Here is an 11,013-nt window from a genome sequence, read left to right as displayed (position 1 = left end):
TTTGGTCGTTTCACTACCCAAAATGATATTTTCAGCAACCGTGAAAGCCTCTACCAACATGAAATGCTGGTGAACCATTCCGATTCCTAAAGATGCTGATTTCGATGGAGAATCAATTGTCACTGATTTTCCGTTCACAGTAATCTCACCACTTGTTGGCTCAAGCAAGCCAGCCAACATATTCATCAGAGTAGACTTGCCCGCTCCGTTTTCTCCTAAAAGTGCATGAATTTCACCGCGTCTTAGATTTAAGTTGATTTTATCATTTGCGACAAATTCACCAAAAATCTTGGTTATTTCATGCATTTCAATGACATTCTCATGTGCCATATGATTGATTCCTTTCAGAAATTATTTTATTTCAGTAAAACTCACTAAAAGATTAGCCAGCTTTACTGAGACAAAAGCTGTCTCAATCTCAAAAAAGCGACCCACGAAGGTCGCTTCTTGAGTGTCAGGTTATTCTTTATTCTGTAGGAACTTTAATACTTCCGTCAAGGATTTTTGCTTTTGCATCTTCAACAGCTTTTTTAGCATCATCTGATAAGTTCTTAGTTGTCAAATCTACCCCACCGTCTTTCAGACCGTAAGTTGTAGTTTTTCCTCCTGGGAATTTATCTTTTGCTGTTTTGTTAGCAATATCTTTTACAGTACCACCAACTTTTTTCAAGCTAGATGCCAAAACAAAGTTAGATTCTTTGCCGTCTTTAGATTTGTATTTACCTTCATCGTTTTGGTCGCGGTCAACACCGATAACCCAAACTTTGTCAGATTCATTTCTAGTTTCGTTGATAGATTTTGCTTCGTTGAATACACCAGCACCAGTACCACCGGCTACTTGATAAACAACATCTGCACCAGCTGCATATTGAGCTGCTGCAATCGTCTTCCCTTTAGAAGCATCTCCAAAGCTTTCAGCGTATTTCACATCAATCTTAATAGAAGGATCTACTGATTTCACACCAGCTTCAAAACCTTTTTCAAAACGAGTTAATACAGCACCTTTGATACCACCAACAAAACCAATCATTTTTGTTTTAGTTGTTTTGGCTGCAGCCACACCAGCAAGGTAAGCAGCTTCGTTATCTGCAAAGAGTGCAGAAGCTACATTCTTTTGACCTTTAATTTCATCATCAATAATAACATAGTTAATATCAGAGTGATCCTTTGCAGCAGATTCTACTGCATTACGAAGAGCAAATCCAATACCAAATACTAATTTGTAATTGCTAGAAGCAGCTTGCTCAAGGTTTGTAGCGTATTCAGATTCGTTTGTAGATTGGAAGTAAGTAAAGCCATGGTCTTTTGTCAATCCATTTTCTTTACCCCAAGCTTGCAAACCTTCCCAAGCAGATTGGTTAAATGATTTATCATCTACACCACCTGTATCTGTAACAATTGCAGCTTTCAAATCCGTCTTTGCATCTTTATTATCTGATTTAGATGCACGGTTACCACATGCAGCAAGTCCAATTGCTGCGACAGCTACTAGACCAAGGCCTAGCCATTGTTTCTTGTTCATCTCTGAACCTCCTAAATAAGATGTGCAACAACGTTGCAAGATTAACTATGGTCAAATGACCTTTTTTACTAACTAGTCTAAGTTAGTAAAAGAATATGGAAGTAATTCCTTGACCGTCATCACGACCGTCGATTTATCTTTGGCAACAAGCGTTACCTTTAAATCCTTAGAAAAAAATTCGGCCATTACTTGTCGACAAGCTCCGCATGGAGAAACAGGCTGTTCGGTTTCACCGTAGACGATTAACTCCTCAAAGTCTGTGACGCCTTCAGAAACCGCTTTAAAAATAGCTGTGCGTTCCCCGCAATTTGTCAAACCAAAACTAGCATTTTCAATGTTCACACCTGTAAAAATCTGACCATTTTTTGCTACTAGTACGGCACCAATTGGAAAATGAGAATAAGGAACGTAGGCCTTTTTACTTGTCTCAATAGCTAGATCAATCAACTCAGTAGTCGCCACTAGCTTTTTCCCCTTTCATAATGGCTACACCAGAAGAAGCTCCGATACGCGTTGCGCCTGCTTCAATAAATGCAACTGCATCTTCATACGAACGAGCCCCACCTGAAGCTTTAACACCCATATCTGGACCCACTGTCTTTCTCATCAATGCTACATCATGAACAGTAGCTCCACCTGTTGAAAATCCAGTTGAAGTTTTTACAAAGTCTGCACCAGCTTTTTGGGCTAACTGACACGCTACAACTTTTTCTTCATCAGTTAACAAACAAGTTTCGATAATTACTTTTACAAGTGTGTCACCGCTTGCTTCCACAACAGCAGCAATATCTTCTTCTACCAACACCAGATTTTGAGATTTCAAAGCACCAATATTGATAACCATGTCTACTTCGTCTGCTCCGTTCTTAATGGCATCTTTTGCCTCAAAAGCTTTTACAGCAGGTGTATTTGCACCCAAAGGGAAACCAATAACCGTACAAACCTTAACATCTGTATCTCGTAATCCTTCTGTTGCAAAACTGACCCATGTTGGATTAACACAAACACTTGCAAAATCATATACTCTTGCTTCTTCAATCAATTTTTCAATTTGCTCTTGTTGAGCATCTGGTTTCAAAAGCGTATGATCGATGTATTTATTTAACTTCATTTTCGGTTCTCCTGTAAGTTAAGCGATTACTTCAATAATCTCTTGAACTTTTTTTGACTCATTACTTATTTTAACATTTTTTTTGAATTCTGTAACTAGTTCTTGTGAAATTTTTTCATTTGCATAAACTTTTGCGACAATTTCACCAATTTTGATTGATTCTCCGACTTTCTTTTCAAAAACAATTCCTGTTTCAAAGTCTAATGCATCCATTTTCACAGCTCGGCCAGCACCCATCCGCATAGCAAATAGACCAAATTCCATCGCTGGTAGTTCAGAAATATAACCAGCTTCATCTGCAGTTACTTCTACAACGTATTTTGCTGAAGAAGGGCGGTACAAATCTTCTAAATCGCCACCTTGCGCTGCAACCATGGCTTCAAATTTTTGAAGAGCTGAACCATTAAATAGATGTTCTCGAACCTCGTCTACAGTTTTTTCGACATTTGCTAAGCCGAGCATGATTTGACCTAATTCACAAATAAATTCAGTCACATCTTCCCGACCTTTTCCTTGCAAAATATCCAAAGCTTCAAGGATTTCCAAACGATTACCAATGCTAGTTCCCAGAGGTTGGCTCATATCAGTAATAACTGCTGTCGTCCTACGCCCAACCGCCTTTCCTAAATCAACCATAGTACGAGCTAGAGCACGCGCATCTTCTAGATTTTTCATAAATGCGCCTTCCCCAACTGTCACGTCTAACAAAATGCTATCCGCACCAGCTGCAATTTTCTTGCTCATAACAGAACTTGCAATCAGAGGAATCGTATCGACGGTAGCTGTCACATCACGCAAAGCATAAAGTAACTTATCAGCTTTCACCAACTGATTTGACTGACCAATGACGGATAGTCCAATATCCTGTACTTGCTTAATAAATTCTTCTTGGCTGCGCTCAATTTGAAATCCTTTAATGGATTCTAATTTATCAAGCGTTCCCCCTGTGTGACCGAGTCCACGACCGCTCATTTTAGCAACAGGGATTCCAAAACTAGCTACCAAAGGCACCAGTACAAGCGTTACCTTGTCTCCTACGCCTCCGGTTGAATGCTTATCAACCTTAACGCCAGATATAGCTGACAAATCAATTTGCTGACCTGTCCCTACCATAGTCATCGTCAAATCAGAAATCTCGCGAGTGCTCATGCCTTTAAAATATACTGCCATTGCAAAAGCTGACATTTGATAATCTGGCACAGTTCCGGCAACATAGCCTTCAATTAACCACTTGATTTCATCACTAGTTAATTCTAAGCCGTCTCGCTTTTTCTGAATAACATCAACTGCTCTCATATTTCCTTCCTACTTCTAAGGATATAATATCCCTTATCTTTTTTTAGAATTTCGCAGTTTCCAAAAACCTCTTCCATCTTAGCTTTTGCGCTTGGTGCCCCTTGTTTTTTTTGAATCACAATCGTCAAGTCGCCCCCGTCTAGTAAGTGCGTATAACTTCCTGTAATCACCTCATGAACGACCTGTTTCCCTGCTCGAATCGGTGGATTACTGATAATATGATGAAATCTCCCTTCTACATTTTGATAAAGATTAGATTGAAAAATCGTAGCTAGGACTTGATTGCGCTCAGCATTTTGACGCGCCAAATCAAGAGCGCGCTGATTTATATCAACAAGCGTTGCTTCGACTTCTTTAGCTTTGACCAAAGTAAGTCCTAATGTTCCATAGCCACAACCGACATCTAATACGCTTTCTTGCTTATGAAAATCAAGACACTTTAAAAGAGCTTGACTGCCATAATCAATCATTTTCTTACTAAAGACTCCTGCATCAGTCAAGAAAGTCACATTTTGCCCCAGAAGTTGAACCTTCAATTTGTGAATATCATGTTCTGCATCTGGATTTTCTGCGAAATACATTTTAGCCATAAAACTATTTTAACATAAAGACCTTTTATTTGTAAACCGTTTACAATTTGTTTAAAATTATGTTATACTATTTTTCAACTATAGGAGTGAATATGACGAACGAATTTATCCATTTTGAAAAGATTAGTCGAAAAACTTGGCAAAATCTGCATCGTAAAACAACCCCGCCTTTGACGCAAAAAGAATTGAATTCTATCAAAAGTTTCAATGATAAGATCAGCCTTCAAGATGTGACAGATGTTTATCTGCCTTTAACCAATCTTATTCAGATTTACAAGCGTTCAAAAGAGGATTTGGCATTCTCAAAAGGGATTTTTTTACAGAAAGCAAGCAAACGGCAACCGTTCATCATTGGTGTTTCTGGAAGTGTCGCTGTTGGAAAATCTACTACCAGTCGGCTCTTGCAAATACTTTTATCTCGGACATTTTCTAATGCAACTGTTGAATTGGTAACAACAGATGGATTTCTTTATCCTAATGCTCATTTGGAGGAGCAAAATCTCCTCAAGCGCAAAGGCTTTCCAGAAAGTTATAACATGGAGCTGCTGCTTGATTTTCTTGACAATATCAAAAATGGACAAAACTACCAAATCCCTGTTTATTCACATGAAATTTATGATATTGTTCCTAATAAAAAACAGTCTGTTACAGCTGCAGATTTTGTCATTGTTGAAGGTATCAACGTTTTCCAAAATCCACAAAATGAACGCCTTTATATGACGGATTTCTTTGATTTTTCGATTTACGTGGATGCGGAAGTTGAAAATATCGAAACTTGGTATCTGGACCGCTTTAAAAAATTGCTCACTTTAGCAAAAGAAGATCCAAATAACTATTATCATCCTTTCACTTCTCAGCCAGAAAACAAAGTTATGGAATTTGCTCAAAATGTCTGGAAATCTATTAATCTTGTCAATTTACAGGATTATATCGAACCCACACGCAACCGAGCTGAAATTATTCTTCATAAAACAGAAAATCATGAGATTGATGAAATTTACTTAAAAAAATAAAAAGGCTTGTCAAATCTCAACTTTTCATATATAATTAGATAGTTAGTATATCATTGGAGGTGAAAACATTGGCAAATATTAAATCAGCTATCAAACGAGCTGAATTAAACGTTAAACAAAACGAAAAAAACTCAGCTCAAAAATCAGCTATGCGTTCTGCAATTAAAGCATTTGAAGCAAATCCTTCTGAAGAACTTTTCCGTGCTGCAAGCTCAGCTATTGATAAAGCAGAAACTAAAGGTTTGATTCACAAAAACAAAGCGAGCCGCGATAAAGCACGCCTTGCTAGCAAACTTGCAAAATAATCTGCATAACGTAAAAAAGAGCTCAGTGGAGCTTTTTTTGTTGCATCGGTAAGAAAGGCTCTATATGAAAATCGCAATTATCGGCTACTCCGGCTCTGGAAAGTCTACACTTGCTAAATATTTAGCAAAACATTATGACATCTCACTGCTTCATTTGGACACGCTACAATTTCTACCCAATTGGGAAATGAGTGACCGCAGCTGGATGCAAGAGCAAGTCAAGACTTTCTTAAACGAGAATCTGTCTTGGGTGATAGACGGAAACTACAGCTCCTGCTGCTATGAAGAGAGAATGGAGCAAGCAGACCAAATTATCTTTTTAAATTTCTCGCGTTGGGATTGTCTTTTACGGGCTGCAAAGCGTTATTCCAAGAACAGAGGTAAGGTCAGAGGCAGTATGGCACAAGGCTGTCCTGAAAAGTTTGACTGGGAATTTATCCGCTGGATCTTACTTGACGGACGAACTGCTAATATTCGGAAACGATATGAGAAACTTCAAAAAATGTATCCCTACAAATTTATAGTTCTTCATAACCAAAAAGAACTAGATAACTTTTTAGCGCAATTTTCATAAACATCAAAAGCTATATTCAGCTCAGTTATGAATATAGCTCTTGTTTTTTTATTTTTTAATACTGTCAATATGTTCTAGCAAATATAACAGAAATTGAGGAATCGTCTCCAACATATCCTTTTCATAGACGCGTTCTGTTAACTGATGTAAATCTTTTCCCCAAGGTCCCAGATTGATGCCAGGAACATTGATGTCCTGAATTTTCTCAAAATCAATCGAATATAAATGTTCAGGAACAGCCATACTCTCGATAATTTTTTGATACTCTTCAACAGATTTTTCTAAAGCACAATAACTAATATCACAAATTCCCATAAAGAACTCTTCTACTGCGAGACGACCAGTCTCTGTGTCAGATAAGTATCCATTATAAAGTGCAATGAGTTTTTCTATATCAACCACGCTATTTTTCAGATGTCGACAATTCATAGAAGGATAATAAGGCGGCGCAATAGCCAGCACAACAAATGCTTCCTTTTTATCATAGAAATCTATCACCTTTTGAACAGTTGCAATGGTTATTTCTTGATAGCTTGAACCCGCTTGAAATGCTTCATGAGAAGATTGGTTTACCTTTTGCATAAATTCTTCAAATCCAGCCTTCTTTTGACATAACTGGATTAACTCTTCATAAGTCAATACATGAGGTTTTGTGACTTTTTTATCCTCTTTATAAGTTACCTGCAAAGCCTGATAACGCTCATAAAACTCATCAATGGCTTCTTGGCAGAGTTGTTGAATCGTCGTCATCAGCTCTTTTGGACTTTTATCTAAATAAAGAACACTAAAATAGCCTGCTGCTCTGAGAACGGTTGACACATCATAATTTTCCTTCAAATCACGCATGTAAGACCACGAAGGCAAAGGAGCCTGCTCTCCATAAATCGAATCCGACAAAAGGGGATTGAGATCAATTTTTTCCACTACTTTTGCGAGGAGTGAAACAGCATTGATACCCTTGAGAGGTTCTTTCATGTGGGAAAGAATACCCTGCGTAACCACGACAGGCATCATTTTCCCAACTGTTCCAACATGCAATACTTTTTCTTGAACAGAATTGCTTTCAAATGGTTCTGAATCAATCGCCAAGATATAATTCAGATGAAATTTCTTTTTCAGATCAGCAAGCAAACCTACCGCAGCTCGCATTCCCTGAGAATAGGATTCCTCATCTCCAACTGATAAATAAAGAAGATTCACTTCTCCTTCTGCTTTGCTCGCATATTCTGCTACCACTCCCAATTGCAAAGCCAATGCAGCTTTCATATCACATGACCCACGGCCAAACTGCCATTCGTTAGCAGCTATATCGTCTAACACATCTTGACCCAGTGAAGCACTCGCTAAAGCCTTTTTCAAAGCAACATTATCAAAAGCAAATTCCTTTAAATTTCCAAAATCCTCAATATCCACCGTATCATGGTGATGAAACAAAATCACTGTATCTGCACAATGACCTTTTACCAAAGCCCAATTAACACTACGCTGGTAAATATCATCCGGAATCTGATAGGTGCCAAAATAATCTGAATGCTCCTGAAAATACAGCAGACTGCCAATATAGTGATTGAGAAAATTTTCTATATTTCTTTCTGAACTCGTATGGGTGAAACTCTCAATTGCCATACTCTTGTCAAAAATATCTTGAATCCTATTTTTCATCAATGGCTCCTTCAACTTTTTATAAAAATAGCTTGCTAGCCTTATTATATACCTCAACAATCATCGTTTCAATCTATTTTTCATCCTCTGATTCTATAAAATTTACGCAAACGTTTGCGCTGTAAAGATTATTTTGCTAAAATAGTAGCCAACAAGACCAGAAAGAGGTATCTCGTATGGAAAATCAAACATTAATGCAATATTTTGAATGGTATCTACCAAATGACGGACAACATTGGAATCGTTTGGCAACAGACGCTCCACATCTAGCTTCTAAAGGCATTCGCAAGGTTTGGATGCCACCTGCTTTTAAAGCCACTAGTTCCAACGATGTCGGCTACGGCATTTATGATTTATTTGACTTAGGCGAGTTTGACCAAAAAGGAACGGTTCGGACAAAGTATGGCTTTAAGGAAGACTATTTGAACGCAATCAAGGCACTCAAAGAAAATGGAATTGAACCCATTGCAGATATCGTTTTAAATCACAAGGCGGCAGCGGATTACAAAGAGAGATTTACTGTTATTGAAGTTGACCCAAATGATCGTACAGTCGCCCTCTCTGAGCCTTTTGAAATAAAAGGCTGGACCAAGTTCACATTCCCCGGTCGCCATAAAAAATACAATGATTTTGAATGGCATTGGTACCACTTTACAGGGACGGATTATGATGCTAAGCAAAATAAATCAGGGATTTACCTCATTCAAGGAGACAACAAAGGGTGGGCAGATGATGACTTAGTTGATAACGAAAATGGCAATTTTGATTATCTCATGTATGCTGACCTTGATTTTAAGCACCCAGAAGTCATTCAAAACCTTTATGATTGGGCAGATTGGTTTATCGAAACGACTGGCATTCATGGCTTTAGGTTAGACGCTATTAAGCATATCGACTCTTTCTTTATGAGAAATTTTATCCGTGATATTATGGCGAAGTATGGAGAAGATTTCTATGTCTTTGGAGAGTTTTGGAATGGTGATGAAACTGCAAATAACGATTATTTAGGAAGTATTGACTATCGTTTTGATCTCGTAGATGTCAAACTGCACCACAACTTATTTGATGCTAGTCGTGCTGGGGCGGACTATGATTTGCGAAATATTTTTGAACAAACGCTTGTCAAAAATCACCCTAAATCAGCTGTTACTTTTGTCGATAATCACGACACACAACGTGGACAAGCACTAGAATCAACTGTTGAAGAATGGTTTAAACCTGCTGCTTATGCGCTTATCTTGCTTCGTGAAGCTGGGCTTCCTTGTGTGTTCTACGGAGATTACTATGGTATCAAAGGCGAATTCGCTCAAGACAGCTTCCAAACAGTTCTTGATAAATTATTAGACATTCGGCTCAACTTAGCTTATGGTGAGCAGACTGATTATTTTGATGACGAGCATTGTATCGCTTGGACTCGTTCAGGAAAAGACAACGGACAACCAATTGCTGTTATTTTGACAAACGATCAAGCTAATTCAAAACGCATGTATGTTGGTGAAAATTGGGCTGGTAAGGAGTTTAAAGATTACTTAGGAAACAACTCTTCAGCCGTGATAATCGAGGAAGACGGCTGGGCAGATTTCCCAGTTGCAGAAAAATCAGTTAGCGTCTGGTCTGCGCAATAAAATAAGGAACACAGAGAGAGCTAAACCCAAATTCTCTCTCTGTCGATCGGGGCGACGAAGCAAACCGAAAGTTGAGACCCCTGTCCGCCCGGCTGACAGCATAAACTAAAACTTAGGCGGCTCGTCCGCCCAGTCGACAAAATAAACCGAAACTTAGACAACTCGTCCGCCCAGCTGACGGAATAAACTGAAACTTAGTCAGCTCGTCCGCCCAGCTGACAGAATAAATTAAAACTCAGGCGACTCGTCCGCCCAGCTGACAGCATAAACCAAAAGTCAGACAACTCATCCGCCCGGCGGACGGAAGTAAGAAAAAATGATGTTGACATTCCCCAGCCTCAACCATTCAACGCTGCTTTTAAACAAGATAAAAACACGAACAGATCAAGATATCCAACAACTAATCCTGACTTTGTTCGTGTTTTTTCTCATCTTCCGAAACAACCTTCCCTATGAATACAGGTTATTCCTGACTTATTTTTTCTTTCTATTGTCCGTTCTAATGGCAATCTTCACCTCAAAAATAGTTCCTTTAGGCTTATTGTCTTTCACTGCAATGGTTCCTTTAAGAGCTTCTGTGATTTGCTTTGCAAGCGACAACCCTAAACCAAAACCACCTGTCTGCCGAGTCCGTGCTTTATCAACACGATAAAAACGATCAAAAATCTTTTTCTTATCTGCCGTACTAATCCCCGGACCATTATCCGAAACCTTCAAAAACAAATTTCGATCATTTGCAGAAATTGTCAATTCAATCACACCGTCTTCATCTGTATATTTCAGAGCATTGTCAAACAGAATCGTCATTAATTGCTTCAGCAAGGTCTTGTCTGTTTTAATCATGCGGTGAATCCTATTGTCAAATCGGAAAGTTTTCCCATTTTCTGCGGCAACCATTTCATAGTTGGTAAAGGTCGTATTAAAGAAATTTGGCTCGACATCGCCAATTTCTGGTTTAATCCCGTCGTCACGCCGTGCTAGATTAAGCAGATTTGTCGTCAACATTTTCATGTTCCGCACTTCATCCAAACTAGAAGCAATGCTTTCGCTTGATTCCATAATGGTGGCTTCTGGTTTTCTAAACAAAGTCTCCAAACGATTTTGTAAAACAGCTAGAGGCGTGCGCAACTCATGACTGGCATTTTCGACAAAACTCTTTTGCTTTTGAATGCTTTCCAACAAAGGTTTAACACTAACTCGAGCCAGATAGACACTGGCAATCAAGGAAATTCCCCAGAAACTAATCATCACAACTACAATCAGCTGCTCATGATTTTGACTAGTTTGTTCCAACTGACTGATATTGATAAAGACC

The 11,013-nt window shown here is 38.6% G+C and carries 13 protein-coding genes; 4 read left to right on the top strand and 9 right to left on the bottom strand.

Features of this window, described 5'->3' with window-relative positions; all coding sequences use genetic code 11:
- From HMPREF2887_RS07950 to HMPREF2887_RS07925, 6 genes are all read right to left on the bottom strand, one after another.
- A partial coding sequence (locus tag HMPREF2887_RS07950; protein WP_148131511.1) for an ATP-binding cassette domain-containing protein occupies positions 1 to 330 on the bottom strand: 330 nt, incomplete at its 3' end.
- Between the two features lie 136 nt (positions 331 to 466).
- Positions 467 to 1,522, bottom strand: coding sequence for a BMP family lipoprotein (locus tag HMPREF2887_RS07945; protein ID WP_003024369.1), 1,056 nt, complete (start codon positions 1,520 to 1,522; stop codon positions 467 to 469).
- A gap of 72 nt (positions 1,523 to 1,594) precedes the next feature.
- Positions 1,595 to 1,984 (bottom strand): cytidine deaminase, encoded by a 390-nt coding sequence (locus HMPREF2887_RS07940; RefSeq protein WP_003042577.1) that lies wholly within the window; start codon positions 1,982 to 1,984, stop codon positions 1,595 to 1,597.
- Complete coding sequence (gene deoC / locus HMPREF2887_RS07935) at positions 1,971 to 2,633, bottom strand: deoxyribose-phosphate aldolase (protein WP_057489676.1); 663 nt, start codon at positions 2,631 to 2,633, stop codon at positions 1,971 to 1,973. The genes HMPREF2887_RS07940 and deoC overlap by 14 nt, the downstream gene beginning before the upstream one ends.
- 18 nt (positions 2,634 to 2,651) lie before the next feature.
- Positions 2,652 to 3,929: a pyrimidine-nucleoside phosphorylase gene (locus HMPREF2887_RS07930; RefSeq protein ID WP_057489677.1), complete on the bottom strand. Its 1,278-nt coding sequence runs from the start codon at positions 3,927 to 3,929 to the stop codon at positions 2,652 to 2,654.
- Positions 3,926 to 4,519 (bottom strand): class I SAM-dependent methyltransferase, encoded by a 594-nt coding sequence (locus tag HMPREF2887_RS07925; RefSeq protein ID WP_003024365.1) that lies wholly within the window; start codon positions 4,517 to 4,519, stop codon positions 3,926 to 3,928. Before HMPREF2887_RS07925 ends, HMPREF2887_RS07930 begins: the two co-directional genes overlap by 4 nt.
- 92 nt (positions 4,520 to 4,611) lie before the next feature.
- Here HMPREF2887_RS07925 and coaA point away from each other — a divergent pair, with 92 nt between their 5' ends.
- From coaA to HMPREF2887_RS07910, 3 genes are all read left to right on the top strand, one after another.
- A complete protein-coding gene (gene coaA, locus HMPREF2887_RS07920; RefSeq protein ID WP_003024363.1) occupies positions 4,612 to 5,532 on the top strand; it encodes a type I pantothenate kinase in 921 nt (306 codons plus the stop codon).
- A 53-nt stretch (positions 5,533 to 5,585) separates the two neighbouring features.
- The gene (gene rpsT / locus HMPREF2887_RS07915) at positions 5,586 to 5,837 is read left to right on the top strand and encodes a 30S ribosomal protein S20 (protein WP_020999623.1); all 252 of its coding nucleotides are present in this window, start codon (positions 5,586 to 5,588) and stop codon (positions 5,835 to 5,837) included.
- Positions 5,838 to 5,901: 64 nt separating this feature from the next.
- Entirely contained in the window at positions 5,902 to 6,411 is a 510-nt protein-coding gene (locus HMPREF2887_RS07910) for a DNA topology modulation protein (RefSeq protein ID WP_003024360.1), read from the top strand.
- A gap of 48 nt (positions 6,412 to 6,459) precedes the next feature.
- Here the strand turns inward: HMPREF2887_RS07910 and HMPREF2887_RS07905 are convergent, their stop codons facing one another.
- On the bottom strand, positions 6,460 to 8,073 hold the full coding sequence (locus HMPREF2887_RS07905) for a M20/M25/M40 family metallo-hydrolase (protein WP_057489678.1): 1,614 nt from the start codon (positions 8,071 to 8,073) through the stop codon (positions 6,460 to 6,462).
- A gap of 176 nt (positions 8,074 to 8,249) precedes the next feature.
- Between HMPREF2887_RS07905 and HMPREF2887_RS07900 the strand changes: the two genes are divergently transcribed.
- Positions 8,250 to 9,698, top strand: a complete 1,449-nt coding sequence (locus HMPREF2887_RS07900; RefSeq protein ID WP_021001736.1) for an alpha-amylase — start codon at positions 8,250 to 8,252, stop codon at positions 9,696 to 9,698.
- Between the two features lie 194 nt (positions 9,699 to 9,892).
- On the opposite strand, the gene HMPREF2887_RS10595 is transcribed toward HMPREF2887_RS07900, so the two are convergent.
- Positions 9,893 to 10,027, bottom strand: coding sequence for a hypothetical protein (locus HMPREF2887_RS10595; RefSeq protein ID WP_256381214.1), 135 nt, complete (start codon positions 10,025 to 10,027; stop codon positions 9,893 to 9,895).
- 145 nt (positions 10,028 to 10,172) lie between these two features.
- Positions 10,173 to 11,013: sensor histidine kinase (locus HMPREF2887_RS07895; protein ID WP_084741015.1), on the bottom strand; the 841-nt coding region annotated here is incomplete at its 5' end.

The sequence above is a fragment of the Streptococcus sp. HMSC071H03 genome (assembly GCF_001813035.1).
In the GTDB taxonomy this organism is placed as follows: domain Bacteria; phylum Bacillota; class Bacilli; order Lactobacillales; family Streptococcaceae; genus Streptococcus; species Streptococcus anginosus.
The sequence above is the reverse complement of the archived record's forward strand: the minus strand, read 5'-3'. Positions and strand labels throughout refer to the sequence as shown.